Below are 26,163 nucleotides of genomic sequence, written 5' to 3'. Positions count from 1 at the left end.
TGACTGTCCTCCCTGATAGATTAGTGAACTGACCTATCGGTCCCTCCGGAGGGACACAGGTTCTTGCTACTAAACACCATCGTTCTCTAAGCTAGAATTCTAAATATCGGCAGGAACCTATCTCTCTTTGGAGAGAGACCGATTTCAGCTTCGCTGGAAATCAGAGAGAGGACAGTGTTGATTTAATAAATTTATGGAGTCACTTTAGCAACGCTTCCATCCTTCAATTCATATTTTTCTTTCGACTCTGGACAAACCGCAACTCCATCCTTATCAAACTCCAGGCGGTGACCATATTCACTCACCCAGCCAATTTGCTTAGCGGGATTACCAACCATTAATGCATACGGTTTCACCGGTTTGGTGATGACAGCTCCGGCTCCGATCAGGCAGTATTTTCCCAATTCATTTCCACAAATAATGGTGGCATTCGCTCCGATCGAAGCTCCTTTTCGCACAAACGTATCCACATATTCATCGCGACGAACAATGGCACTTCTTGGGTTGATGATATTCGTGAACACCATGGAAGGGCCAAGGAACACATCATCCTCACAAATCACCCCGGTGTAGATGGAGACGTTGTTCTGCACTTTCACATTTCGGCCTAATTTCACTTTGGGAGAAATAACTACATTCTGACCTAAATTACAGTATTCTCCAATCTCAGAATCCGGCATCACATGTGTAAAGTGCCAGATCTTTGTACCCTTTCCAATTTTTGCCCCTTCGTCAATAACCGCCGTTTCGTGTGCGAAATAGTCCATAAAGTCGTTAGATTTGATTTGCAGGATATTACTGAAAGACAGGAAGACAGTAAACAGGAATATCAGTGTACAGTTATCAGTGATCAGTAAACAGAAGAGTTGACAGTGTTAGTTGAATTTAGGAACCACTGCTAACTGCTAACTGCTAACTGCTAACTGTCAACTGTCAACTGTCAACTGTCAACTGAATAATGAAATGCCTATTCTTGAAGTCTGAAATTTTCAACAGCATTATTCATGAATTTATCAAAGCAGATTTTAAAGAAACAGTTTAAGGATCAGACAGAACGTTTAGGAGAGATGATCCAAAAGATGGGAAAGGTGAGTACCCAATTTTCATACATTCGCGGGGGATATTTTGTGGTTTCCATTCTGGTTCTTTACCTCATTGCGCAAACCGGCAGCGACGGTATTTTCTTTACGTCTCTGTTGGCTTTGACTGGAGGATTCATTTACCTGATTGCCCGCCATAAACGAATTACCGATCACAAAGACCGATTGTCTTTTTTGAAAGAGATCAAAGAGCAACACATCGCTCGGATGGAGCTGGATTGGGAGAAACTTCCTGATTACCAGTTTTCGGATGACCTGAAATCTCATCCTTTTGCCGATGATCTCCATATTGTAGGAGATTATTCGCTGCATCATCTCATGGACACTTCCATTTATCCTAAAAGTTCGGAGCGATTATCGTCCTGGTTGTTGAATGAAGCACCGGATCAAAAAGAGATCGAAAACCGCCAAAAACTGATCGCTGATCTGATCCCGTTATCGGGATTTAGGGATCGTATTCAAGTGCAGGCGTTCATGACACAGAAGGAAATCTCTGATAAAGACTGGAGCATGGATAAGCTTTTACGATGGATGAAAAATCCCAAAGAAGTAAACTTTCTGATCCCGCTTCTGATCCTTTCAACGCTTTCGATTGCTAACATTGTCTTGCTGATCACGGCGATCGGAGGATTAACGGGGCCGTGGGTGTTGATCACATTCCTGACGTATCTGGGCTACTACAACTTCAACAGTGACAAGATCGCAGAGTTGTTTGAAGCCGGGTATCAGATCGACAAACAGATGAGTAGGTTTGGTAAGATTCTGGTATATATCGAACAGTTTTCATTTCCGGCGAATTCTTCGTTGAAGGATTTCTTTACTTCTTTGAAAGATCAGCAAGTGTCACCATCTGCGTATTTGAAAAGGGCTTCACGATTGGCGGGAGCAGCATCACTTCAGGCCAATCAGGTGCTGTGGCCGCTGGTGAATATGGTGATTCCCTGGGACTTGTTTTTCTCAATGAAGATGGAGAAGCTGAAAAAAGAGCTGGCTCCCAAACTGGAGGAATGGCTGGATGATTTCTACGAACTGGAAGCTCTGAACTCCATCGCCAACTTTGCCTATCTGAATCCCGATAGCACATTTCCGGAGATCACCAATAACGATGAGATCTTATTTAAAGCTGAAAAACTTGGTCATCCGCTGATCAAAGATGAGGAGCGGGTTTCTAACGATTTTATCATCAAAGAAGACAAAGATCTGTTCCTTATCACCGGTTCTAACATGGCGGGAAAAAGTACTTTTTTAAGAACGGTTGGGATCAATTTAGCGATGGCGTTTTCTGGAGCTCCGGTTCAAGCCAAGTCCTTGAATACTAATTTGTTTCGGTTATTCACCAGTATTAACGTGAAGGATTCGCTTGAGGGCGGTTTGTCACATTTTTATGCGGAAGTGCGAAGATTGCGGCGCCTGTTGAATGAATTGGATTCGAATCACAAGATCCCGCTTTTCTTTTTTGTGGATGAGATCTTCAAGGGCACCAACAACCGAGAGCGATTTCAGGGCAGTACTGCTTTTCTAAAACACGTGGCCGGAAAGAATGGAATCGGGATGGTTTCCACACATGATCTGGAACTTGCTTCATTAGAAAAAGAGATCCCTCAACTAAGCAACTGGCATTTTTCGGAGACCATTGAAGGCGGAAAAATGAGCTTTTCCTATAAGATCAAATCCGGGCCTTGTCCTACCACAAATGCACTTAAGATCATGGAGCTGGAAGGTTTGCCGGTGGAGTGATTTTGATTTGATGGTGAATCCTTGAAATCCATTCGTCAGTTCGATAAAAGGAAAAGTGTTTTCTACGATAAGTGGTCATTTCGCGGCAAATGCCCGAAATCTTATTGCTTTATAGGAATCAATAGCTGGATTGTATGGATATATTTAGATTCCCGTCTGCACGGGAATGACTCTTCAGGTAGAGCTGAGCTTTAAATCAAACTCAATTGCAGCGTTCGGGCCACGAAGGCAGAAAGTCAAAAAGGTTCACCAAGAATTTGTAAATGCAAAATAGCCTTCGTGTTCCTTTATTGCATTTTGACTGTTGATCGTAATCTCTATTCAAAAAATTCTGTAACCTTTTCTGTCATCATCAGTGTATAAGGTTGAAAAACACAACCGCGGGAAATTTTTACGGTGAATTCAACCTCAGATAAAGCATTGATGATGAAAGTGAAGAATGGAGATCTGGATAAACTGGGTCTTTTGTTCGAGCGCTATAATCGTCCGTTGTACCGATTCTTTTATCGAATGTGCAAGGATGGTCAGGTTAGCGAAGATCTGGTTCAATCCGTTTTTGAGCGTCTTCTGAAATATCGTGAATCCTATTCCGGAAATGGTCAATTTAGTACCTGGCTTTTCAGTGTGGCACGCAACGCGCACATTGATCATTATCGAAAAGAGCAGCGGAATGGAGATTCCATCGAGATAGATGAAGAGCGATTGGAAGTGGATTCCGATGATCCGGTAGCGGTTCATAATAAAGAGGCAAAACAACATTTGTTGGAACTGGCGCTCGACCGTTTGGATGAAGATAAAAGAGAGATTGTGATTTTGAGTCGGTTTGAAGGACTGAAATACAAAGAAATTGCAGAGATCTTGGACACAACGGAAGGAGCGATCAAAGTAAAAATGTTTAGGGCAATGAAAGAGTTAAGAGATTTGGTGAACCATTTAAAAGACGAATGCAGCTATGAATGAAAAACACGAACAACTGATTGCAGATTATCTGTCCGGCGAGCTGGATGATGTCGGAAAAACCCGCTTAGAGGAACTTATTGCCAGTGGGGAAATTGACTTTATGGAATTCCTTGAGGTAGAGAAATTATACGAGGAACTGGGTGCTATACCGACACAAAAGCCTTCAGAAAAACTCAGTAACCGTTTTTATTTGATGCTGGAAGAGGAGAAGAAAAGTATCAAACCGGGTTGGTGGAAAGTCTTCATAGATAAGGTATTGCTTGAGGTTTCAAATTTGACGGCTCCTAAATTGGCGTACGCTTTAGTTCTTTTGGTGATAGGCGGATTCATCGGTTCACAAATAAATAATGATCAATCTGAGATTGAGCAGCTCAGTCAGGAAATGCAGTCTATGAAAGAAATGATGCTGGTGAATATGCTGGAAGGGAGTTCGGCTGCTGACCGTTTGAAGGCAGTGAATATTAGTTCTGAATTTTCTACTGTTGACCTCGATGCCATTCATGCTTTGCTTTTTACTTTGAATAACGATCCAAGTGTGAATGTACGAATCCAGGCTGTGGAGGCTCTTAAGCGCTGGGGAGATGACGAACGTGTTCGGCGTGGTTTGGTGCGATCTATTTCTACGCAAGAATCACCTATTGTGATAACGGAACTGGCGGATACAATGATTGAGCTGGAGTTGAAAGCCTCTGCACCTGAATTTCAAAAACTGTTGGAGGAACGTGAACTGGATTATTCGGTTCAGCAAAAGTTGGAAAGCAGCATCGCGGTGTTGATGTGAAAATAATGTAGAACCTGCGAATGTCTAACGAAGTTAATTTAGATGTCATAAAGGTAACAACCTCGTAGCGTCCTAAAGACCTACGAGCGTTGTGGCCCGAACGCTGCGAGGTCTTTTGACGCTCGCAGGTTCTCCAAATCAATGAAAATAGGATCATGAAAATATCGAAAATAAATACGCTTAAAATTGGTTTGGCAGGGTTGTTTGCTGTGATAGCGTCCACTCAGGTTTTGGCCCAAAAGCCCGTTTACACTCAGCGAATGAATGAGGAAGTTGAGATGGTCATTCCTGCCTCTGAATTTAATGCAGGTACGATCTTTCATATGGAAAACATTAATGGCGATCTAAATGTGGAAGGTTATGATGGAGATGAGATCATCATCACCGGAAATAAAATTGTGAAAGGAGCAGTTGGGAGTTCAGATGACTTTCACCCTGAAGAAATTTACCTGGATCGGCTGAGCGGAACCAATAGTATATTCGTTTTTATTCGGCACCCCCACGCTGAAGTTGAAATAGAGGGAGATGAATTAAACTATAATTTCAACAGTAAGAATCGGGATCGTAAGGGGAGATGGTACGATGAAAACCAAATGGAATTCGAGTTTAACCTGCAGATCAAAATTCCACATCGGTTAGAGGCTGAAATATCCACTATAAACGGCGGAGAGGTGGTTGTTTCAGGAATGAGCAATCGGCTTCAAGCCTCTAACATCAATGGAAGTGTAATTGTGGTAGACAACGCGGGTCCTGTGAACGCAAATACAGTAAATGGGAATATCAAAGTGGAATTAACTACTGTTCCGTCTGAAGATCTTGATTTCAACACCGTAAACGGGAATATAGAACTGATTGCACCTGAAAATTTGAATGTAGTTGTAACTTTCAAAAGTTTGCACGGTGAACTATATACCAACTTCGACCAAGTTAAACATGTGCGAGACCGGGTTCATAAAAGTAAGGATGGGATGTCCCGGTTTAGTATAGGATCCAGATCAAGAGTTCAGTTTGGTGAAGGCGGTCCCGAGATCCGGTTCCAATTGTTAAATGGAGACGGATACATCAAAAAGAAAACATCCTAAATAAAGAAATATCATGAAGAAAACGATTATTTATACTATCAACCTGTTTGTACTTTCGCTGCTAACGCTGCCGTTACTGGCTCAAAGTAATATTGAGGTACCCTTGACGAATCCGGGTCAACCGGGGAAGTTGATCATCAACGCCAATTTTTCGGATGAAGTAGAAGTACGGGTTCACGATCAGCAAAATGTAGTGGTGAATCACGATGGCCGCGATCGGGATGATAATGACAATCAAGCGATGAAAAACGGAATGCGACGAATTTCTACCGGTGGCAGTGGCGTTGAAGTGACTGAAGATGATAACGAAGTGGTCATTAAATCCGGGCCCATGCCAAATGATGACCTTGACTTAGTAGTCTACGTGCCCCGTAATTTTTCTTTGAAGCTAAATACCATACAAGGAGATGTAGTCGTATCCGGGCTTTCCGGTGAGATCGAGATCAGTGCGGTAAATGGGGATATCGAAATGTCTGATATTAGTGGAACCGTGTTGGTAAATAGTGTGAATGGGGATATGGAAATAGACTTCACAGAAGTCAATCCCGATGCCCCAATGTCGTTCACCGGGGTGAATGGAGATATCGAGCTGGCTTTTCCTGCAAACGCCAAATTCACTGCAAAAATGAAAACCGAGTGGGGCGATGTGTATACCAATTTTGACATGGATGTGGAACAAAGTAATAATCGTTCGGAGTCAGAGGATGAGGATGGAACATATCGCGTTTCCATAAGCAAATGGATTGTGGGGACCGTAAATGGAGGTGGCCCGGAGTATCTCATAAAAACGCTCCATGGAGATATTTCAATTCGTAAAAAGTAAACTTTTTTGAAACCATATTGTAGCTCGTTCGTCTAACGATTAAATTAATAATGGAGCTGTAAACAATTGTATAGCATTTGTTTACGGGGAATAGGACTCCGCCTAATCTAACCAAAAAGCTATGAGATTACTAACTACTATGATGGCATTGCTATGCCTTTCTGCAGGTGCCAAAGCACAGAATTCAATTCAAAAAAGAAGTTCCATTTTAGAAATTGTTGGGGATGATATCAGATCCGGAAGGGTAGCAAATCCTACGCTGGAAGCTGTAAAGGTGAATGGAAACTCTTTGCCTACTCTGGATGGGATTCTGGATGAAAAGATTTGGCAAACCGTGCCGGTTGCGGCCCATTTTACCCAAAGGGAACCTAAAGATGGGGTTCCGGCCACACAAAAAACACGAGCAAAAATACTTTATACCGATTCCCATGTTTATGTCGGAATCATTGCGTTTGACACAGCCCCAGATTCTATTGTAGCTCCTCTTTTTAGAAGGGATGGCGATGAATCGAGCGACTGGGTTCATGTCGCCTTCGATAGTTACAACGACAAACGAACCGCTTTTGTATTTGGAGTGAATCCCAGAGGAGTTCAAAGAGATCTCATGATCTACAATAATAACAATGAAGATAATAGTTGGGATGCTGTATGGGAAACGAAAGCACGAATCACGGATTTCGGTTGGACTGCCGAATTAAAGATCCCATTATCACAATTGCGATTTGATTCTAATAACTCAGAGCAACAATGGAGAGTTAATTTCAATCGATCTGTGGCAAGAACCGGCGAGGAATCTTTTTGGAGACCAACCCCACAAACCTCAACCGGAATGGTTTCTAATTTTGGAGAACTGACCGGTATTCATGATCTGGATGAACCTCGTAGATTGGAAGTGATGCCGTATGTTTCAGCAGATCTTACAAGAGTTCCACCACAAAATTCAGCCAATCCGTATTACAGCAGAAACGATCTTAGCGGACAGATTGGAGCCGATCTAAAGTATGGTATAACTTCAGATCTAACGCTTTCTGCAACGTTGAATCCTGACTTTGGTCAGGTAGAAGCAGACCCGGCTGTCATCAATTTGACTGCCAATGAAAATTTCTTTGAAGAACGCCGCCCATTCTTTTTGGAAGGACGGGACATTTTTCAGTTTGGCCGGTCGAAAACTTTTATTAGATACAATGCTCCTACTCAATTTTATAGCCGTCGTATCGGGCGTTCCCCTCAGGGGAGTGCAAGCCGGGCCGGGATAGATGCTGAGTATGTTGACATGCCGGATTACACCACCATAGCCGGCGCTGCAAAAGTGAGCGGTAAGACAAAGAATGGTTGGTCTGTGGGTTTCCTTGATGCTTACACTACTAAAGAAACGGCTCAATTTACGTCAACAACTGGACAAGAAGATCAATTTATGGTTGAGCCGGCGACCAACTATCTGGTCAGCAGATTAAAGAAAGATTTTAATCAGGGGCAATCTTATGTAGGAGGTTTTGCCAGTGCGGTAAACCGCTCCATTGATGGCACTTATTTTTCTGACTACTTACGCTCATCAGCGTACGTTGGGGGAGTAGATTATGAGCATCAGTTTGGAAACGAGCAGTGGATAGCAAGTGGTGCAGCTTCTTATAGCAGTATTCATGGTAGTAAGGATGCCATTCGCTTAGCTCAATTTTCATCGGTACGACATTATGACCGCGTTGATTCTGATTATCTATCTGTTGATGAGAATGCAACTTCTCTTCAGGGGTTTTCCACTGAGTTGAGTGTGCAGAAAAGAGGGGGAGATAACTGGCTGGGTTCGGTTACCTACTCCGAGACCTCTCCGGGCTATGAAGTGAATGACATTGGGTTCCAAACGCGGTCAGATCTTCGTTGGGCAGGCGCAGTAGCTATTTATCGTGAGACATCTCCAAAATATGTTCAATATTATGAGACATTTATTGGTTATGATCGGGGTTGGAATTATGATGGCGACAGGATCAGAAACAGTGTTATGAATGGTGGGGCAGTAATGTTCAAAAACCAATGGATGTTCAGTTATAATCTCGGGTATAATTTTAAGCAGTACACGGACCGGATAAGTCGTGGTGGTCCTGTTATGGAACGACCGGAAGATTGGAATTTTATAGCCAATGTAAATACAGACAGAAGTAAGATGGTCAGTTTTAACTTGGGAGGGAATCTGCGAAGAGAAGTAGCCGGAGAATATGATAATGCTATCTGGGCTGGAGTGAATGTTCGCCCTGCCACTTTTATGCAAATTAGCTTCAATCCGGAATTTGTGCATCAGGTAGATGTGGATCAGTATATTACAGCAGTCAATGATGCAAATGCTACTCATACCTATGGTAGTCGTTACGTATTCTCTGACATTGAACAGGCGGTTGTAAGTGCAAGTTTACGTTTAAACTGGACCTTTACGCCAACGATGAGTATTCAAACCTATGTGCGACCATTTATAGCAACAGGTAGATTTTCAAACTTCAAGGAAGTCGCAAGGCCGTACAGTTATGAGTATGATGTTTATGGTAAGGATATAGGAACGGTGAGTCAAAATGGTGAAACCTACGTCATAGACCCGGATGGGAATGGAAATTCAGAAGCATTTAGTTTTCGTAACCCGGATTTCAATTTTAGATCGGTACAGGGCAATGCTGTTTTCAGGTGGGAGTACCTGCCCGGATCAACCCTGTTTTTAGTATGGCAGCAACAAAGAGATGCGCAACTGGGTTACGGTGATTTCAATTTTGGCCGTGATTTTAACGGACTTTTCAACGCTAAGCCAACTAATGTGTTTTTAGTAAAACTCAGCTATTGGTTTGGAACGTAAGTAGCTTAAGAAGAGCAATAACAAGGCACATGAATCGCTTCATGTGCCTTTTTTTATAAAATACTTGTCCGTTAATTTGCAGTCGTTTTGCAGGTGCTTAGCCCAAAAGGGGCATAAAGTGGACAAAAACTAACCATACTGGTAAGTACAAACACGCCGGCCAATACTAAAAGGACAACGCCCCAGGTTCCGGTTACGGTTCCGGTAAAGTAAAGTGCCACAAAAATGGCAGCTAAAATAAACCGGATGATCTTGTCGACAGATCCCATATTTTTTTTCATAATCGCCTCAATTTTTTGTTAAAAAATCCATTCAAATAAAAAAACCAAACCTGTAATAATCACTACACAGAGTAAACAAACCACTATCATTTTTAGTACTTTATCCATGCAATAAAACAGGTAAAATCATTGTTACACACCATTGATGTAACAGTTCAAAATGAAATTTAATTTATAATCATAAAGAATTAATGAATACGCAACAATTAACTGCTGAGCAGATAAAATCAATACAGATCAGTTTTATCAATAAAGTATATGGCTGGATGGCGCTTGCATTAGCCATTACTGGATTTATTGCTCTAAGAACAGCTAATTCCGGGCTAATAGATATCATTGCCGGAAATCAGATTCTTTTCTTTGGGATTCTTTTAGGTGAACTTGGACTCGTATTTTGGCTATCGAGCTCCATCAGTAGTATGAACGCAACTCGTGCAATCACACTTTTCTTACTTTATTCTGCTCTGAACGGCCTCACGTTCTCGGTGCTCTTTTTGGTATTTACAGCAGGCTCAATCGCCTCCACATTTTTTATTACTGCAGGTACCTTTGGCATCATGAGTGCCTACGGCTATTTCACCAAAACCGATTTAACCAGCATTGGTAATATCGCCTTTATGGGATTGATCGGAATTATTCTTGCCAGTATCGTTAATATTTTTTGGCACAATGAAACACTGTACTGGGGAATCACTATCATCGGGGTGTTGGTTTTTGTAGGATTGACGGCCTATGATACTCAAAAGATCAAGAAAATGAGTCTTGAAGTAGATATTGAATCAGAAGAAGGAAGCAAAGGAGCTATTATGGGGGCATTGGCTCTGTACCTCGATTTCATTAATATGTTTATCTTTCTATTGAGGATTTTTGGTCAGCGTAAGTAATGTTGCCACTCAATCTCAAAAAAACTAAAATTTATTTTAAAGCCTGTGATTTAGATCACAGGCTTTTTTATTCAAATTGAATCAGGGTTTTAGTGCTTTAGTTAAAAAAATGATGGATTGATATAACTGCGGTTTTTGTATTCATCCTAAAAAAGAAATTATGGCAAATTTCGATCACCTATCAAAAGCAGATAAAAGCCGAATTATTGAAATGGCTTGGGAAGACCGGACTCCTTTTGGAGCTATCGAATATCAGTTTGGGCTAAGTGAAAAGGAAACCATTGAACTAATGCGCTCCGAGCTGAAAAGATCCAGCTTTAAGATGTGGCGAAAACGAGTATCCGGGCGCAAGACCAAGCATCGCCAGAAAAGAAGAGCTTTTGTAACACGTTTTGTAAGCCCAAACCAGAAGTGATATTTGCATTCAACTTTCCAGCAATTCAGCTACTTTAAGCGCACAGCCCCAACTCAGGGTGACTCCAGCTCCACCGTGGCCATAATTGTGAATGAATTTCTTTCCAAACTTCTCTTCGGCTTCAAGTCGTAGCCCATTATCTTTTTTTCGGATAAAACGATATCCCATTTTTGCTTTTCGTTTCAGGTAATTCCGGGTTTTAATTCCAAAACTATGTTCTATGATACCTTCGTTTAGGGATAAAATTTTTGCCGGAATTAGTACATCCCCAACCTTTATTTTATCACTCATTGCTTGATCCCCTTGCCAAACATCATTTCGAATGTTCCCCATTTGCCGGCTTCCTCCAAAAACCCATCCGTCTTGTCTGGAGTAGCAGTAAACATCCTGAGGAATATCATTTTGGGTTGAATAATGCTGTTTACCGGGCGAAAAATTGAACGAGACTAACTCGCCAGTGGGGGAGGTAAGTTTTGGGGCATCTTGTATTGAAAGTAAATGGCCCCGATATAATAATGCTGCATGATCATCAAAAAGTTGAGCGCCTGACAAGCCGCCACAGTTTATAACGACATCATATGAAAGCAAAGGAAGGTCATCTTTATTTAAATGCTGAAGGTTAAGTTCAGCTCCCATTTCCATCACTTTTTGGAATAATGCGGGAAGATAGATTCCCCAGTCTGCAAAATAACAGTTGAACCGCCAACCCGAGGAAACCGGAATACTTGGATGCCTTGGGTAGAAGTGTTTCTTAAAGTCATCAAAAGCCACAAAATTTCTCATCAGATTTTTATACCAGGGGAGCTCTTTGATGTCGTTGAAAAGCTCATAATGTTGAAATACGGAAAGTCCGGGAAATTCCTGGTCATATAATTCCTCAAAAAAGGATTGGCTCATTTTAAACAATTCGGGAATATTTTCTCCAAATACGGAGTGTGGAATTATGGAGGCTGCAGGATATAGACTGGCAAATTTTGGGTCGGGACCAGAATGTAAAGGGTGATGCTGACTTACCAGCGTAACATTGAAGTCCCTTTCAAGTAATACATATGCGACACTTAATCCACTAATGCCACATCCAATAATCCCGATATTCTTGTTTTTTTCCATTAAAAGAATTGGAAGATATTAATGCTATTGAAGGTTAGTTTAGTTTCAATGTAAAGCCATTTTTCTTTAATTTAATATATCATCTAAATGGCTTTTTGACGTGCATAAAATAATTCTTTTTAGCTTTTTTGGGGCTTTGAGTATAGCGGGTATCGCATGTAACCTGCTTACAGCGGAAAACCCTTCTTTAGATTACCCTACAGCTTATCCTGTACTTGAACTTTCTGAGGTTCAACAGATGAATGAAGAATATCAGTCAGCCAATAATAATCATATCTGTTCAACACTCGACAAGTATGGATTCACCGGGTTCAGCGAATTATTTTTTGAAGATGGACAAAGTCCTTGTGCAAACCGGGTTATTACACGGACTGAAATGAACAATTCCGATACCCTCATTTCTACTGCCAAAGCTTCGTTATCTCGTAATGCGGAATACACCGGCGTTCAGGATAGTGCAAAATTAGAAGTTAAGGAGTTAGTTCCTTTATATGGATGTACCATTTGTGAGGGCCCCGATGTAAATAATGTTCCTATTGAGTGGAAAGTAACATTTGAGAACCAAAAAGTTGATACCATTGAAATAAAGGGAACAGAAATCGCCGTGTTTATAGATGCGAAAGGTGTGAACAGAATTTGGGGTAATTGGTACCCGGATATAACTATTCCGGACATTATTACCTACGGCTATTTAGATGTGCAGGAAGGAATGGCCGGCTGGCAAATTGATATGCGTCCTTATACCGGAGAAGAAGAAATCTATACCGTAAAAGCTGGAGATATATCTGGAATACCCAGGAAGGTATTGTACGCAACAGAAAATGAAGATCAGCAGCAACTTGAAATACGTTATTGTTGGGAACTCCGGATTGAATATGAAGGTCAAAATTTTGACGGATGGCGGGCATACGTCGATATTGAGGAAGGTTTATTAATTGATCTCGTAAGTCAATAGCTTTTAACCTAAATTAAATACATTAAAAAGAATAGTTTTGTAACATTGAGGAGCATTACAACTCCTGTTTTTGCAAAAACCTATAATAAAGTTTTATAACATTTTGACAGAATCACCCAAAAAAATTCTCATCGTTGAAGATGATATGATAATCTCATTAGTGGTAGAGAATATGATCAAAAAGCTTGGCCACAGTTTAGTAGGAAAATCAGCTTCCGGAGAGGAAGCCATTAACCTGGCACTTGAACATAATCCTGATATCATCCTGATGGATATTCGCCTAAAAGGTGAAATGGACGGAATTGAGGCTGTTACTAAAATTAAAGAACAAATCGAAACCGATGTAATTTATCTTACGGGTAACTCTGACAAAGTTAATTACGACCGGGCCCATGCAACAAAATGTGTCGATTTGATCTCAAAACCTTTTACCATTGGCGAATTGACCCGTTCTCTTGAGAAGGTCGGGTGAATCTTTTTGGGTGCAACAACGTACTTTATCGTCGAATTTAAAAAGCTGACATTATGAGTACGAAATTCAAAAACCTGAAAAATGATCTGAAGGATCTGGAACAAGAAGGTCACCTCGGATCAAGTTCACAACTCTCCTCTTCATCTGGAAAATCAGGATCATCTTTAGCGAACTATGTATTACTTTTTGCCTTTCTGGCAACTTTGATATTCTATACCGGTTCCAAAATTAATTTTTCGGAAATACAGGTTAATCCAATCGAAAACTTTGTGCAGGAGTTAAATCAACCTGATGAAGATCTACTGAACCGAATGGGAGCTTGGATGACAGAAATGGGTTATGGTGAATTAACACACGAAGAATTGATCGCACTCAGGGAAGAAGGGGTTACGGCAACTTATACTTCTCAAATTCGGGAGGTGGGTTATACCGATGTCACCTTAGATGAACTTGTTGCACTCCAAAATGCCGATGTAAGTGCTACATTTGCCCGTATGATGAAAGAACTTGGCTATGAGCTCTCCATACAAGATCTTATCGACCTTCGTGAAAATGATGTAACCGCCTATTTTACCAGTAATATGATGGATCTGGGGTACACGATAGAGGATCTTACAAAAGAAAATTTGATGAGAATGAGAAGTATAGGGGTTACTCATCAACTGGCAGAAGAGCTGTTAAATGAAAATGGCGTCAGGGCTACTGTTGATGAACTGATTCGGCATAGAATAAGCAATCAGTAAGTCATTCTTAGAAAAAGGAACAATTATATCTGCTATTTGTTACAAGTAGTGAATCATAACAAAACTACTTGTAATGAAAAGACTTATACTTTTTTGTACAATATTTTTATTTGCGGGTTTTTTAACCTCAGCTGTAGCCCAAAACTTTATGATCGAAAATTCAGCCGGCTTGGGAGCCAAGGTTGGATACTATAAAGCTCCTGATGCTGATGATGGAACATTGTTCTTAGGAGGGCAGTTGCGCACCAAAGGAAAATATCTGGGTGGAGAGTTTTCAGTAGAATATCGTGGAGAGCAAACGTATACCACAACAGGTGGAGAATTGACAGTAAGTCAGATACCTGTAACAGGTTCATTGATGGTCTTTGCTCCACTAACCCAAAACTTTGCACCTTATGGATTGGCGGGTCTGGGAGGTTACTACACGGTCTATGATTATGATGGAGGCTTTGTGAATCCCGGTGATGATACAGAAGTAAAAGTAGGTTACCATCTGGGATTCGGTGCCGATCTGGCCATCAACAAAAATGCTGCTTTTAATGTTGATTACAGATACTTGTTTCTTGATGGAAACGATGATATCACGGAAAAACAATTCAGCGGTAATGTACTATCAGTAGGACTTACATTTTATTTCTAAGTAAAAAATATCCTATTTTAAAAGTCCCGCGCTTAACAAGTGCGGGATTTTTTTTGTTTAAATCAGTCATAAACATCACTCACTCTTACGCAAATCCAGAAATATGTCGGAAATAGTACTACCTGAAGTTGAACTCAATATCTATTCACCCAAAGAACCAACCGAGATCACAGTGGTTGAAAATTATGTTTGCACGAAAGAAAGCAGCCCAAATTTTGTACGGCATGTTACTTTTGATGTATCCGGAACCGAACTTGAAGGACGAGTGCGGATTGGACAATCGATCGGCATTTTGCCTCCGGGAGAAGATGAGCGGGGACGTCCCCATAAACTTCGGTTATACTCTGTTTCTTCGCCCACGAATGGTGAAGGCGGAAAGTCTAACCTGGTCTCTACAACGGTAAAACGCACCATTGAAGAACTGGACGGCAAGCTTTACACCGGCGTTTGTTCTAACTATTTAGCAGATCTAAAGCCGGGCGACAAAGTGAAAGCAACCGGGCCAAGCGGAAAGAGATTTTTGTTGCCTGAGAATCCCAGAAATTTTAATTATGTCTTTTTTGCCACTGGAACCGGAATAGCTCCTTTTCGTGGAATGATCATGGAGTTGCTGGAGTCTGATTACGATGGACACATTGCGCTTGTTTTTGGAGCAGCCTACAGAACCGACCTGATCTATCCTGATTATTTTATGGAAACAGAAAAGGAAAATGAGAATTTCCATTACATCGCGAAGATATCCCGTGAAGATCGCCGGCCTGACGGATCCAAACATTACGTACAAACGGCAATTGATGATAATAAAGAACAGTTGCATCCTATTCTGGAGCAGGAAAATACGCTTATCTATATTTGTGGGTTGAAAGGAATGGAAAAAGGGATCTATCAAAATCTTGCAAAGAACGGATTCCCCGAATACCTGGTATTAAAAGGCGATTTTGAGAATATTGATCCTGCAGAATGGGATTGGGATGAAATGACCCGGAATGTGAAGCCCGGTGATCGCACCTTTGAGGAAGTCTACTAAGGCGGCACGATCGGTTTTTATAGCTTAGGTTATCGTTGTTTTGTCATTTATACTTTTGGATGGATCTTGGTAACCCCTCCTGAAACTACAAATCGCATAAAATCGGTGGCATCGGTTTTGATGGGCGTGACTTTATCGCGCGGAACGATGTAAAGGTTTCCGGATACATTATAGGAATGAGGGCAATACACGGCTACTTCATCCATCAAACCGAGGTGTTTTAGAGAATCTTCGGTGATAAAACCGAAGCGTTTCATGCCCATGGGTTCACTGAACTCGATATAAACCGGTTTATTGAATTTCTTTTTTTCTCCCACAAAAGCTTCCGTCAGGTCTTTCAGAGAATTGTATACAATATTGATGAGTGGTGTTTTACTGATCAATTTCTCAAAAAGGAAAACGACCGGCCGGGCAAAAGTCCGTGACATCAGGTAGCCAAAAATGCTGATGAGAATAAATCCGGTAATGATGCCAAGTCCCGGGATCTCAATATCAAACCAACTGAACAGTAAAAAATTAAACACATCATTCATCCATACCAGTGTAACGTAGGTTAGATAGGCTGTTGCTACTACCGGTAAGATGATGAGCATACCGCGAAAGAAATAATTCAATATCGTTTTCATGTTGTGAAGCTAAATTCAGGTTCATCCCAAATCTAAAATTAAATATGGACACTTATAAGAGAGGAAATTCAGCAGTGGATCATTTGTGCCCCTCAATCACAATAATCAATCGGTAACCGCCTAATGGATGCTTAAAGTTCAGGTTACCGGAGAATTGTACTCCAATGCCCATTTCCTTGACAGGGGTAAAGAAGAGCTGGGCGTCGCCCACAATACCGGCTGAATAAAAGTTTATTTTTTTCTGTTGTTTATGATCATTCTCTCTACCCCAAATAAAAGCGGGTCCGCCCGCAGCCGATACTCTAAACCATCGGTTAACAGACGAAATACCCCGGCCGGCATGTATGGCACTAAAATGAGTAGTACCTAAGATCTCACTATTGGCACTGTAACCTGCTTGCCAAAATTTATTTCTTCCCCAATTGATCGTTAAGGAACCTGCCAATCTTCCATTGATCTCTTTATTGGTGCTGAAATCTTGCCCCAGTCCAAAACTAAACCAGCCTCTGTCAAATTGAGGAGATGAGGGTTGGGCTGTTACAGTTCTACAGCAAGCTAAAATGATCAGAAAAGGAAAGAGGATATAGATATATAGCTTTTTCATTTAAAAGCCATTTATGGTAAATGAGATCCGGTTCAAAGAAGTGCCATTCAAAGGGTGAGATTGATCTTCTGTATGGTAGGAAGCCCAGGAGTATGTAACATCAAAATGGTTCCTGAAATAAGTAAAAATTGGATGCTTCAACGAGGAAAGAAAGACTTTTGAGATGGATTGTAGGCTTAGAGAAACTCCCCGGGTACTAATTGGTTCAGGAAACCCGGGACCATAGAACTTGCCAAAACTAACGGTTGCAGATTCCATGATATGTAAACGTAAACCATGTTTTACCAGTGTTTCATCGTTACTACGGGTAGTGAGGAGGTTATCGAGCACAGGTAAGATTTCCAATTGTGACGAATAACTCGTTGATGTTCCATTCCAGTCAATAAGAAGATTTTCAGCCTCAACGCTCCAGTCAACACTCGCAATTTTTAAATAATTATCTCTAAAAACAGTTTGATAACCCAGGGATATAGCATAACCGACTACGGATTTCTTGGGGAGAGGATCAGGCCTTAATTCAGGCGCATATTGTATGAAATCTCCGGAATTTAACAGAGAATACCCGATCGATAGCTCTCCGAATAGATTATTATAAGTAAAAGGATATCCGGCTTGCACCCCAAAATCATAGGCATCTGCTTCAGCCTGATACATACCCAGATCAGAATTAATATCTTTATATGAAAAACCTGCATTTATGCGAATTCCAAAATCGTATCGAACTCCTATGGAGTACATATCATATTCTTCTTTTCCGGTATAATTTTCCTGAGTGATGGTATTATATGATGTTCCAAGATCGAGTTGATGATTTGAAAAGGCCATCCCAAAGGATAGGGGGATTTTTCTAAAATTATAGCCTGCGGCTATCGAAGTGTTAAATAGGGTAAGGTCACTGCTTCCCAAGTTTGTTAACCAATTCGTTCTACCCGGGTCAGTTTGAAAAGACAAGTTGTTGTATTTGCCAAAGTTGCCAAGCTGTGCCGGATTGTATACAAATGCATTGATATCGTCACTTTCCAATGCAGTGAAGACTCCTCCGTTGGCTGTAGTATGCGCATCCGGACGCATTTCTAAGAAGGGAACAGCCGTTAGTGCAATCTGGGCAAAAGCACTTGTTGCCAACATAGAAAAGAATAATAATGCAAAGCAGATCTTAGACATAAGCGTTATAGTTTGTTGATATATTATTATAACGCATTTAAAAATTAAAAGCCCAATGTATTTGTTTTGTCAGTACTTGTTTAGAAATTCATCAGTGTTTCCCGATCATGGTTTTTATCGTCTCAGTAAAAGAATGGGGATCATCCGGGGTTACCACAATCAGGCCATCATTTTTTGTGGTGATCAAAACCGTTTTTTTGCGGTGCGTTGCATAGGCTTTATAGCTTCCCAATATTTGATTGGAAAAGTAACCGAGATAGCTAAATAAGCCACCAATTCCCCATTTTCGGAGGGAACCCACCATGGCATCAGGCTTAACTTCCACTTTGCTAATATCTGAAAGGTTGATGTCTTTGGACCAACCCAATCTCAATATTCTTAATTTTCCATCCTGAAGGCTGTAGCCGTAAACCCCAAATACGGCGGATCCTAAAATAATACTCCAGCTTATGACCATTGATATCCAGGAATCGGTGAACGAATCCAAACCGATCAGCAGTATTACAATCACCGTTGTAATTGTGATGAGCATGCCATCCCATGGAGCTCTAAATTGAGTTTTCATAAGTCTTTTTTATAGTTGAATTGATCGGACTTCAGCTTTATTTGTGAATAAGATGCCTATTAAAAAAACGTATCAATAATTGTATTCAAATAAAAAAGCCACAGACCATTAAGCCTGTGGCTGAAGTTATTTAGAAGGGTAAACTATCCCAAAAAGTCTACACCTTTCTCCGGTACCAGAACTTCGGTATCTGTGATGCCTTCCAGAATCTCCTTGAATTCCTCGGGGTCACTGTCAATGGGTGGCCATGTTCCATAATGAATCGGAACAGCAACCTCACAGCCTATCAGTTCTACCGCATAGGCCGCTTCCTCAGGCCCCATAGTAAAATGATCTCCGATCGGAGCAAAAACCACATGGGGCCGGTAAAGCTCACCGTATAATTCAAGATCTGCAAAAATATTGGTATCACCCATATGATAGATACAAATATCATCTTCAAAAGAAATAACAAGTCCTCCGGGATCGCCGGCGTATTTACCCTTGTATGAGGAACTGTGGTTGGCGGATACGAGGGTTACTGAAAAATCATCGAAATGAACAGTGCCGCCTTTATTGAAACCGATGGCCTGATCTTCAGGAAGGCCCTCTTCCTGCAAAATTCCTATCAATTCCAGGATACCTACCACTTTTGCACCGGTTTTTTTGGCTATTTCAACGGTGTCTCCCACATGATCGTCATGACCATGAGTTAACAGTATATAATCTGCTTTTTCCACTTCTTTGAACTCATCGGGAGTGGATGGATTGTCTTTAAGGAAAGGATCTACATATATAATTTTACCGCTCTGGCTTTCCAACTTAAATGCGGAATGTCCCAGCCAGTGGGCTTTCACTTGTGTATTCATCAATACTCCTTTTTTGGTTAAGTCGATTTTGTTATCTGTTTAAGTAAATGTATTTCAGGAAAAAATGATTCAATGGAATTTCGGTTCATTCAGTAACCTGTAATGGATTTATATTTATAAGAAATCTTCTATCCATTATATTTATTTATAACAAAATCCGGAAAAATGTTTGATGGGATTAAAAATATCTTCGGTTCTGACTCACAGGAGGACAAAGTAATGAACTGGAATTCTATTGACTGGAATCAGTTCAATGCCATACTGCTATCCTCCAACCGAAGGCTTCAGGTTATTTATAAACACAGTACCCGATGTGCTACCAGTTATTTTGCCCTGAAAAATATTCAGATGCTTTCTGAAGAAGACATCGGGAAGGCAGATTTTTATTTGGTAAATGTGATCGGAGATCGGGAATTGTCACAAAAGATCGCCCGGGAATTGGGAGTAAGGCACGAATCTCCACAGGTCATTATTTTGAAAGGAGGGGAGGTTCAATGGCATGGTTCACATCAGCAGGTGCAAGCAGAAATTATATCAAGCCACTTATGATTCTAATTGCAGATAATTAGTTATTAGTATATTTTAATGATTGTAAATTTATTAAATGCGCTTTTGAGGTTTTTTGAATATCTAAGCAGTTATAATCAAAAATTGGAGTAAGTATATGGGGGAATCCCGCAAAACGGAAGTACTTTCATATCAACCGCTAACGATGGATTACGCCTTAGCCAAGTTTGGTTTGGGTAGTATGAAATTTTTAGGGTTGTTGGCCCTTTGGATCGGAATTATTGGGTTAAGTATTTCTTCGGTATTTATTGTAGAACATTTGTTTGGTTTTTCAGACATCCTGAACCAAGAGCGGATAGGGCAGGTTTTTTTGATACAAGTGCCCATGCTTATTGGAATGCTACTTGTTTTCTGGATTGGTTTTGAATGGGGCTTTATTCCAGTATTCGTGTCTACCTTTGTGCTTGCTTTTACCGCTTCTATGACCTGGTATTGGTCTCTTCTATACTCAATGTCGTTTACCCTGGGTTTAGCGATTTATGCATTGTCATATTACTGCGTTTCGTTTGATGTGAGTTTAAGTTCGCTAAAGAGCTTTACCTACTACATTGTAGTGTCCTTGTTTGCGGCACTTGCTTGTTCTTTAGGGGCATTTGTTTGGAGCCGTTTTTATAATCTTCCGTTGTTTGAAACCCTTATAATCTGGAAAAGCTGGTGGGTGAGTCTTTTTCTACAGGCTTTCCTGGTAGGCGGGCCGCTGCTTTACTTTGGTACTCCCAAGATCTATGAATGGAGAAACAGGAAATTTGATATCCCTGCAAAGGATGAAGTTTCCTTGAAATGGATCTATTCAACTATTTCGGTGCTTGTAACCGTGCTTGGAATGTTTATTATCTCTGCAAAACTGTTAGGATCTCAGTCTATTGAAAAGGAAATAGCAGGTTCCGGAATGTCGGATCAGGTTTTTCTTAGTATGATGAGTGTAAATGAATCCTTTGAGATTGTTACCTGGATCTCTATATCGCTTGTATTTTTTATTGGGATCGGAAGTATATATTTGGTAGGAAGCTGGAATAAGAATTTGAAAGAGGAGGTCGACGATCAGACTCATGAATTGAGAGAAAAGGAATTGAAACTTAGTACAGCGCTGAATGAAAGAAATCAGTTATTGAATGAAATCCATGATCGGGTTCGTTCAAATCTCACCATGGTACTTGCTATTCTGGAGCTACAACTGAAAAGTGATATTGGTAAATCGAATGAGCAGATCTTAAAAGAATCTCATTCTCTGATCCGATCCTTGACTATCGTTCATGAATCTATGGCACAAACCGGGCGGGCCAATCAGGTGGATCTGAAAAACTATGCCATCAAGTTGAGCAATCGCATTGAACAAGCTTTAAGGAAAGAGCATAAAAAAATACAGATCAGGGTTCATGCAGAAGAACATGTTGAGTTGGATATGGATCGCGCCATTCCTTTTGCTCTCATTATTAATGAGTTGGTTATGAATGCCTGCACCCATGGTTTCAGGTCAGAAGAAGAGGGATTAGTGGTAATTGAGATCTTCGAAGGCATGGGGAAACTTTCTGTTAAAGTGACAGATAACGGGTCCGGTCTTCCTGCAGATTTCGAAGCAATTTCAAAGCGGGGAATTGGGATGCGTATTGTAAAAGCTTTTAGCAAACAGTTGAATGCAGAGCTTCAGGTCGCATCTTCAGATACAACATCTTTTAAAGTCGAAGTTCCGTTGGAGGCTGCATGAGATCATTTTTAATCTGGTTACTAAGCGTGCTTTTGGGTGGCCTGGCCGGATATGGCACAAGTTACCTGGTAAACTTTAATCTATATCTTTTGATAGCATTTGGGGTGATCATTGGCAGTTCGATAGGTATTACTCTGAATATCCACAGGGAGCGGGAAGAGGAAATAGAGCTATTGGATCTTGAGGCAGAAAAGGAAAATGATAACACTCGCCCCTCCGGAGATCCGATCAGTCAAAAAGAGCTTTGATATTCTTTTTGAAATCAGGCTCTATAAGTCCGTTCTCCGTTATAAATCCCGTTATATACTCATGAGGAGTAACATCAAAAGCTGGGTTGTAGGCGTCTGTTTTTTTCGGGGTGATCTGAGTCTTTGCCAGAAAGGTTACTTCTTCAGGATCCCGCTCTTCAATTTCTATGTCATCTCCCTTTTCGGTGGATAAATCGAACGTAGAAACAGGTAAAGCTACATAAAAGGGGATCTCATTCTCTTTAGCTAAAACTGCCAGTGGATAAGTACCGATCTTATTTGCTGTATCTCCGTTTGCGGTTACACGATCAGCTCCCACAATTATTAAATCGACTTTGCCCGATTGCATCAAAGAGCCTGCAGCAGAATCCGGTATTAGGTGAAAGGGGATCTCAGCATTTTGAAGTTCCCATGTTGTCAGTCTGGCGCCTTGTAATAAAGGACGTGTTTCATCAACCCAAACATGGATGTCTTTGCCGGAGTCATTTGCGTGCCAGATTACTGAAAAGGCTGTTCCGAAAGCGCCGGTTGCTAAACCTCCGGTATTACAGTGGGTAAGAATATGCGAGCCCTTTTTTACTAATTCAGCTCCATTATGACCAATTTTTTTACACACCCTTTTGTCTTCATCATGGATGGTTTTTGCCGTTTCCAGTATGATCTCTTTAATCTCATCCAGCTCCTTATCCTTATTGGCATATACCGTTTGGCTGATCCGATCCAATGCCCAGCTTAAATTCACAGCCGTGGGCCGGGAAGTTTTCAGATATTCGATCCACCGATTCAGCTCTACATTGAAACTGGTAAAGTTTTTTGAATCAAGCTCTCTCACTCCCAAATACAATCCATAAGCACCTGCAATTCCAATGGCCGGGGCACCCCGGACCTTCAATTTTTTGATGGCATCCCAGACCTGTCCTATGGTATGAACTTCAGAATAGATCTCACGCAATGGAAGCTGTGTTTGATCTAAAATTACGAGGTGATCATCTTGCCAGGAAATAGATTCGTAGGATTGTTCCATGGTTTATTTTGATTCTATAAATAGAGTATGAGTTGTCACTCTGAGCGCTTTAAATATTAATATACGTTTCTCCTGTTGATCGCGAAGAGTCTCAAATTTTAAATATGGCAAAAATTAAACTTTGAGATCCTTCGCGTTTAACCTAATGGACAATTGAAGATACTGTGACGCTCAGGATGACAACTAAAGATACCCTTGTTAATGTTTCGCTTAAAACATTCTGAATAACGGGAACTTGACTTAAAATTGCGAATCCGAATGCAGAGAATGGTTTTTTTACTGAATCAATATCCGGCGGCAAAGCCATCGCCCCGGGGATCTACGCCACCGGTAAGCAGTCCGTCCGGTTCAACGAAAATATTATGTGCCCGGCCTATTGCAGGATATGGGAATAAACGATGCCCTTTAGCCTCCAGAAGCTCTTGCGTATCCGGACTCAATCCAAAATCATCAAAAAGTAAAACATCCGGGAGCCATTGATGATGAAATCTCGGAGCAGAGGTAGCCTGTTGAGCTCTCATATCAAAAACCGCACGGTTCAAAAAGCTTTGCAAGGTAGAGGTGATGATCCGAGGACCTCCGGCTGCACCAAGCACCATATTTATTTTTCCATTCTTGGTTACGATTGTGGGAGACATGCTGCTCAGCATTCTTTTGCCCGGTTCTATAGCATTTGCTTCTGCACCGATCAAACCATAGGCATTGGGCTCACCTGGCTGTGCCGAAAAATCATCCATTTCATTGTTCAGTAAAAAGCCAGCTCCCGACACAGACACATGGCTTCCGAACGAACCATTTAAAGTGGTTGTGACGGCCACAGCATTTCCATCTTTATCAACAATAGAGAAATGTGTGGTTTCAGTAGATTCTACATATCCGGCGATCTCTCCATGCGAAAGGGAAGTGGAAGCGGTTGCCGAATCCATCGAAAAACTTCCCATCCTCACATCATTATAATATTCACTTGTGAGTTCATCCATAGGAATATCCACAAAATCAGGATCACCCAAATAGTAAGACCGGTCAGCGAAAGCCCGCCTCATTGCCTCAGCAACGGTATGAACATAATTCGCTGAGTTGTGGCCCATTTCTTTCAAATTGTAATCATTTATCATTTTTAGGATCTGGGCGATAGCCACACTTCCACTGCTGGGTGGGGGCATGATGTGGAGCGTATAATCTTCATAATCAACTGCAACCGGATCACGCCACACACTTTCATAGTTGCGCAGATCTCGATGTGAGATAAGACCTCGATACCGTTTCATTTCGTTAACGATGGCATCCGCAGTTGGCCCGGCATAAAAACCCTCCCGACCAAATCGGGCAATGCGCTCCAGGGTTGTAGCCAGATCTTTTTGCACAAAAAGGTCGCCTTCCTCAAAACCTGTAGAGTCCTCCAATGTAAAATAATTTGCAGAAGCCTGATATTTAATAAAAGTGTCTTTATGATTATTCAGGTCTTCAGCATGAGAATAGGAAAGTTCATAGCCATCCCGGGCCAGACGAATGGCGGGCTGCATCACCATATCCAGGGGCAAGCGGCCATAGCGCTCCAGGGCTTTTATCATACCGTCTACGGTTCCCGGTACACCAACGGCCAGAATACCTTCCCAACTCAGATCTCCATCAAATTCCCCATTACGGACATACATATTTCGGGAAGCTTGCTCCGGAGCTTTTTCCCGGAAATCGAGTGCGGCCGTTTCCCCATTTTCAAGGCGAATAACCATGAACCCTCCGCCACCAATATTGCCGGCACGGGGCAGGGTAACGGCCAGCGCAAACTGAACAGCAACGGCAGCATCAACGGCATTGCCGCCTTTTTGAAGGATCTCTTTTCCAACTTCAGATGCGTACCGGTCGGCGGTGACCACAAGCCCGTTTTTGTAGGATTTTGAATTTAAAACCTGGGCAGAAAGGGAATTTGCTGTAAATACAAAGGTGAGCAATAAGAGAATAAAACGCATTATATCGGGTTTCGGTTTTTAAATTCTTAGCTAAAATAATGGTTTATAAATTGAATGCTGAACGAAAGATGTAAATAAAAATTCTTCAGGCCCTGGGGTGAAATTCTTTATGCACCTGATGTAAGAAAGAGCGGTCGATGTGGGTATATATTTCAGTGGTAAGAATGGAAGAATGTCCCAGCATTTCCTGTACAGCTCGGAGGTCGGCACCACCTTCCAGCAAATGGGTAGCAAAGGAATGTCGGAAAATATGAGGATACACGTTTTTGTCGATTTCCGCTTTTTCAGCTGCTTTCTGCACGATATTCCAGATGCTCATGCGGGACAATGCACTTCCGCGCATGCTCAAAAAGACTTTGTTCTTGGCTTTGTGTGCTTTTTCAGGATTAAAAAACCGAGGGCGTACGGCTTCAGTGTAATGTGAGATAGCATCCTGTGCAATTTCACCCACAGGAACCAGCCGCTCCTTGTTTCCCTTTCCGATCACGCGGATAAATCCGATCTCGAAAATAAGGCGGTCTTGTTCGAGCCCCGTAAGCTCGCTGACTCGCATTCCGGTTCCATATAAAGTTTCCAGAATGGCTTTGTCGCGGATGCCGGTGTCGGTGGTTAAGTCGGGGGTGGAGAGGATGGCTTCAATTTCCTCACGGTCCAATACTTCGGGCAGTTTGGATGCTTTCTTGGGTAGTTCCACCAATTCAGCCGGATTTGCTTTGGTGATACCTTCCACTACCGCAAATTCATGAAATCCACGAATACTGCTAATATTACGGGCTAAAGAACTGGCTGACAGCAATTCCTCATCCACCAAATAATTCAGAAAATCTTCGATATGATTGAGCGTAACTCCTGCCAGGTCCTTGATCTTTTTCTCGGTAGTAAGAAAGAGGAAATAACGCTCCAGATCATTTTTATAGGATACCACCGAATTTTCGGTCAATCCTTTTTCGAGCTTTATAAACTGAAGGTAAAGATCCAGTTCCTGTTTAAAAGCCACGG

General features: G+C 41.4%; 27 protein-coding genes. 16 read left to right on the top strand and 11 right to left on the bottom strand.

The features are described 5' to 3' along the window. Positions 1-191 precede the first annotated feature (191 nt). Positions 192-767 carry an acyltransferase gene (locus tag B151_RS0104670; RefSeq protein ID WP_020402446.1) on the bottom strand — a complete coding sequence of 192 codons (576 nt, stop codon included), beginning with the start codon at positions 765-767 and terminating at the stop codon, positions 192-194. Positions 768-1,004: 237 nt separating this feature from the next. On the opposite strand from B151_RS0104670, the gene B151_RS0104665 reads away from it, so the two are divergent. The 6 genes from B151_RS0104665 to B151_RS0104640 all read left to right on the top strand — a co-directional run bounded on the left by B151_RS0104665 (position 1,005) and on the right by B151_RS0104640 (position 9,316). After that, positions 1,005-2,837, top strand: coding sequence for a MutS-related protein (locus tag B151_RS0104665; protein WP_020402445.1), 1,833 nt, complete (start codon positions 1,005-1,007; stop codon positions 2,835-2,837). Positions 2,838-3,233: 396 nt separating this feature from the next. Then, positions 3,234-3,797, top strand: coding sequence for an RNA polymerase sigma factor (locus B151_RS0104660; RefSeq protein ID WP_020402444.1), 564 nt, complete (start codon positions 3,234-3,236; stop codon positions 3,795-3,797). After that, entirely contained in the window at positions 3,790-4,578 is a 789-nt protein-coding gene (locus tag B151_RS0104655; RefSeq protein WP_020402443.1) for a HEAT repeat domain-containing protein, read from the top strand. The genes B151_RS0104660 and B151_RS0104655 overlap by 8 nt, the downstream gene beginning before the upstream one ends. Before the next feature lie 155 nt (positions 4,579-4,733). Next, positions 4,734-5,660 carry a DUF4097 family beta strand repeat-containing protein gene (locus B151_RS0104650; protein WP_020402442.1) on the top strand — a complete coding sequence of 309 codons (927 nt, stop codon included), beginning with the start codon at positions 4,734-4,736 and terminating at the stop codon, positions 5,658-5,660. Positions 5,661-5,673: 13 nt separating this feature from the next. Next, positions 5,674-6,483 (top strand): DUF4097 family beta strand repeat-containing protein, encoded by an 810-nt coding sequence (locus B151_RS0104645; RefSeq protein ID WP_020402441.1) that lies wholly within the window; start codon positions 5,674-5,676, stop codon positions 6,481-6,483. A 121-nt stretch (positions 6,484-6,604) separates the two neighbouring features. Beyond that, complete coding sequence (locus B151_RS0104640) at positions 6,605-9,316, top strand: DUF5916 domain-containing protein (protein ID WP_157470691.1); 2,712 nt, start codon at positions 6,605-6,607, stop codon at positions 9,314-9,316. A gap of 71 nt (positions 9,317-9,387) precedes the next feature. Here the strand turns inward: B151_RS0104640 and B151_RS0104635 are convergent, their stop codons facing one another. After that, entirely contained in the window at positions 9,388-9,597 is a 210-nt protein-coding gene (locus B151_RS0104635) for a YgaP family membrane protein (protein WP_020402439.1), read from the bottom strand. A gap of 191 nt (positions 9,598-9,788) precedes the next feature. On the opposite strand from B151_RS0104635, the gene B151_RS0104630 reads away from it, so the two are divergent. Then, a complete protein-coding gene (locus B151_RS0104630; protein ID WP_020402438.1) occupies positions 9,789-10,481 on the top strand; it encodes a Bax inhibitor-1/YccA family protein in 693 nt (230 codons plus the stop codon). A gap of 160 nt (positions 10,482-10,641) precedes the next feature. Beyond that, entirely contained in the window at positions 10,642-10,896 is a 255-nt protein-coding gene (locus B151_RS0104625; RefSeq protein WP_020402437.1) for a TIGR03643 family protein, read from the top strand. 9 nt (positions 10,897-10,905) lie between these two features. On the opposite strand, the gene B151_RS0104620 is transcribed toward B151_RS0104625, so the two are convergent. Beyond that, complete coding sequence (locus B151_RS0104620) at positions 10,906-12,006, bottom strand: FAD-dependent oxidoreductase (protein ID WP_020402436.1); 1,101 nt, start codon at positions 12,004-12,006, stop codon at positions 10,906-10,908. 100 nt (positions 12,007-12,106) lie between these two features. Here B151_RS0104620 and B151_RS0104615 point away from each other — a divergent pair, with 100 nt between their 5' ends. From B151_RS0104615 to B151_RS0104595, 5 genes are all read left to right on the top strand, one after another. Then, entirely contained in the window at positions 12,107-12,961 is an 855-nt protein-coding gene (locus B151_RS0104615; RefSeq protein WP_157470690.1) for a hypothetical protein, read from the top strand. A 70-nt stretch (positions 12,962-13,031) separates the two neighbouring features. Continuing rightward, positions 13,032-13,433, top strand: a complete 402-nt coding sequence (locus tag B151_RS0104610) for a response regulator (RefSeq protein ID WP_342665924.1) — start codon at positions 13,032-13,034, stop codon at positions 13,431-13,433. 53 nt (positions 13,434-13,486) lie between these two features. Continuing rightward, on the top strand, positions 13,487-14,176 hold the full coding sequence (locus B151_RS0104605; protein WP_020402433.1) for a hypothetical protein: 690 nt from the start codon (positions 13,487-13,489) through the stop codon (positions 14,174-14,176). A gap of 73 nt (positions 14,177-14,249) precedes the next feature. After that, the gene (locus B151_RS0104600) at positions 14,250-14,816 is read left to right on the top strand and encodes an outer membrane protein (RefSeq protein WP_020402432.1); all 567 of its coding nucleotides are present in this window, start codon (positions 14,250-14,252) and stop codon (positions 14,814-14,816) included. A gap of 103 nt (positions 14,817-14,919) precedes the next feature. After that, positions 14,920-15,843, top strand: a complete 924-nt coding sequence (locus tag B151_RS0104595; RefSeq protein ID WP_020402431.1) for a ferredoxin reductase domain-containing protein — start codon at positions 14,920-14,922, stop codon at positions 15,841-15,843. 47 nt (positions 15,844-15,890) lie between these two features. Here the strand turns inward: B151_RS0104595 and B151_RS0104590 are convergent, their stop codons facing one another. The 5 genes from B151_RS0104590 to B151_RS0104570 all read right to left on the bottom strand — a co-directional run bounded on the left by B151_RS0104590 (position 15,891) and on the right by B151_RS0104570 (position 19,650). Next, the gene (locus tag B151_RS0104590; protein WP_020402430.1) at positions 15,891-16,469 is read right to left on the bottom strand and encodes a DUF502 domain-containing protein; all 579 of its coding nucleotides are present in this window, start codon (positions 16,467-16,469) and stop codon (positions 15,891-15,893) included. A gap of 79 nt (positions 16,470-16,548) precedes the next feature. Beyond that, the gene (locus tag B151_RS0104585) at positions 16,549-17,073 is read right to left on the bottom strand and encodes a hypothetical protein (protein WP_020402429.1); all 525 of its coding nucleotides are present in this window, start codon (positions 17,071-17,073) and stop codon (positions 16,549-16,551) included. Continuing rightward, positions 17,074-18,237 (bottom strand): PorV/PorQ family protein, encoded by a 1,164-nt coding sequence (locus B151_RS0104580; RefSeq protein ID WP_020402428.1) that lies wholly within the window; start codon positions 18,235-18,237, stop codon positions 17,074-17,076. It lies immediately after the preceding gene. Between the two features lie 91 nt (positions 18,238-18,328). Next, positions 18,329-18,802 (bottom strand): PH domain-containing protein, encoded by a 474-nt coding sequence (locus tag B151_RS17980; protein WP_020402427.1) that lies wholly within the window; start codon positions 18,800-18,802, stop codon positions 18,329-18,331. Positions 18,803-18,945: 143 nt separating this feature from the next. Beyond that, entirely contained in the window at positions 18,946-19,650 is a 705-nt protein-coding gene (locus tag B151_RS0104570; RefSeq protein ID WP_020402426.1) for a metal-dependent hydrolase, read from the bottom strand. Between the two features lie 165 nt (positions 19,651-19,815). Between B151_RS0104570 and ytxJ the strand changes: the two genes are divergently transcribed. The 3 genes from ytxJ (at position 19,816) to B151_RS0104555 (ending at position 22,170) form a co-directional block, all read left to right on the top strand. Then, positions 19,816-20,199, top strand: coding sequence for a bacillithiol system redox-active protein YtxJ (gene ytxJ / locus B151_RS0104565; RefSeq protein WP_020402425.1), 384 nt, complete (start codon positions 19,816-19,818; stop codon positions 20,197-20,199). Positions 20,200-20,314: 115 nt separating this feature from the next. After that, a complete protein-coding gene (locus B151_RS0104560; protein WP_020402424.1) occupies positions 20,315-21,922 on the top strand; it encodes a sensor histidine kinase in 1,608 nt (535 codons plus the stop codon). Further along, positions 21,919-22,170, top strand: coding sequence for a hypothetical protein (locus B151_RS0104555; protein ID WP_020402423.1), 252 nt, complete (start codon positions 21,919-21,921; stop codon positions 22,168-22,170). The genes B151_RS0104560 and B151_RS0104555 overlap by 4 nt, the downstream gene beginning before the upstream one ends. On the opposite strand, the gene mtnA is transcribed toward B151_RS0104555, so the two are convergent. From mtnA to xerD, 3 genes are all read right to left on the bottom strand, one after another. After that, entirely contained in the window at positions 22,151-23,194 is a 1,044-nt protein-coding gene (mtnA, locus tag B151_RS0104550) for an S-methyl-5-thioribose-1-phosphate isomerase (protein ID WP_020402422.1), read from the bottom strand. The genes B151_RS0104555 and mtnA overlap by 20 nt on opposite strands. 284 nt (positions 23,195-23,478) lie before the next feature. Continuing rightward, on the bottom strand, positions 23,479-25,164 hold the full coding sequence (ggt, locus tag B151_RS0104545) for a gamma-glutamyltransferase (RefSeq protein ID WP_020402421.1): 1,686 nt from the start codon (positions 25,162-25,164) through the stop codon (positions 23,479-23,481). A gap of 85 nt (positions 25,165-25,249) precedes the next feature. Then, positions 25,250-26,161, bottom strand: a complete 912-nt coding sequence (gene xerD, locus B151_RS0104540) for a site-specific tyrosine recombinase XerD (protein ID WP_020402420.1) — start codon at positions 26,159-26,161, stop codon at positions 25,250-25,252. Positions 26,162-26,163: the final 2 nt, after the last annotated feature.

This window comes from Gracilimonas tropica DSM 19535, from assembly GCF_000375425.1.
Taxonomy (GTDB): domain Bacteria; phylum Bacteroidota; class Rhodothermia; order Balneolales; family Balneolaceae; genus Gracilimonas; species Gracilimonas tropica.
The sequence above is the reverse complement of the archived record's forward strand: the minus strand, read 5'-3'. Positions and strand labels throughout refer to the sequence as shown.

Coding starts and splice junctions, on each gene's coding strand:
- B151_RS0104670 (WP_020402446.1), bottom strand. CDS start 767: ATGGACTATTTCGCACACGAAACGGCGGTTATTGACGAAGGGGCAAAA.
- B151_RS0104665 (WP_020402445.1), top strand. CDS start 1,005: ATGAATTTATCAAAGCAGATTTTAAAGAAACAGTTTAAGGATCAGACA.
- B151_RS0104655 (WP_020402443.1), top strand. CDS start 3,790: ATGAATGAAAAACACGAACAACTGATTGCAGATTATCTGTCCGGCGAG.
- B151_RS0104650 (WP_020402442.1), top strand. CDS start 4,734: ATGAAAATATCGAAAATAAATACGCTTAAAATTGGTTTGGCAGGGTTG.
- B151_RS0104645 (WP_020402441.1), top strand. CDS start 5,674: ATGAAGAAAACGATTATTTATACTATCAACCTGTTTGTACTTTCGCTG.
- B151_RS0104640 (WP_157470691.1), top strand. CDS start 6,605: ATGAGATTACTAACTACTATGATGGCATTGCTATGCCTTTCTGCAGGT.
- B151_RS0104635 (WP_020402439.1), bottom strand. CDS start 9,597: ATGAAAAAAAATATGGGATCTGTCGACAAGATCATCCGGTTTATTTTA.
- B151_RS0104630 (WP_020402438.1), top strand. CDS start 9,789: ATGAATACGCAACAATTAACTGCTGAGCAGATAAAATCAATACAGATC.
- B151_RS0104625 (WP_020402437.1), top strand. CDS start 10,642: ATGGCAAATTTCGATCACCTATCAAAAGCAGATAAAAGCCGAATTATT.
- B151_RS0104620 (WP_020402436.1), bottom strand. CDS start 12,006: ATGGAAAAAAACAAGAATATCGGGATTATTGGATGTGGCATTAGTGGA.
- B151_RS0104605 (WP_020402433.1), top strand. CDS start 13,487: ATGAGTACGAAATTCAAAAACCTGAAAAATGATCTGAAGGATCTGGAA.
- B151_RS0104600 (WP_020402432.1), top strand. CDS start 14,250: ATGAAAAGACTTATACTTTTTTGTACAATATTTTTATTTGCGGGTTTT.
- B151_RS0104595 (WP_020402431.1), top strand. CDS start 14,920: ATGTCGGAAATAGTACTACCTGAAGTTGAACTCAATATCTATTCACCC.
- B151_RS0104590 (WP_020402430.1), bottom strand. CDS start 16,469: ATGAAAACGATATTGAATTATTTCTTTCGCGGTATGCTCATCATCTTA.
- B151_RS0104585 (WP_020402429.1), bottom strand. CDS start 17,073: ATGAAAAAGCTATATATCTATATCCTCTTTCCTTTTCTGATCATTTTA.
- B151_RS0104580 (WP_020402428.1), bottom strand. CDS start 18,237: ATGTCTAAGATCTGCTTTGCATTATTATTCTTTTCTATGTTGGCAACA.
- B151_RS17980 (WP_020402427.1), bottom strand. CDS start 18,802: ATGAAAACTCAATTTAGAGCTCCATGGGATGGCATGCTCATCACAATT.
- B151_RS0104570 (WP_020402426.1), bottom strand. CDS start 19,650: ATGAATACACAAGTGAAAGCCCACTGGCTGGGACATTCCGCATTTAAG.
- ytxJ (WP_020402425.1), top strand. CDS start 19,816: ATGTTTGATGGGATTAAAAATATCTTCGGTTCTGACTCACAGGAGGAC.
- B151_RS0104560 (WP_020402424.1), top strand. CDS start 20,315: ATGGGGGAATCCCGCAAAACGGAAGTACTTTCATATCAACCGCTAACG.
- B151_RS0104555 (WP_020402423.1), top strand. CDS start 21,919: ATGAGATCATTTTTAATCTGGTTACTAAGCGTGCTTTTGGGTGGCCTG.
- mtnA (WP_020402422.1), bottom strand. CDS start 23,194: ATGGAACAATCCTACGAATCTATTTCCTGGCAAGATGATCACCTCGTA.
- ggt (WP_020402421.1), bottom strand. CDS start 25,164: ATGCGTTTTATTCTCTTATTGCTCACCTTTGTATTTACAGCAAATTCC.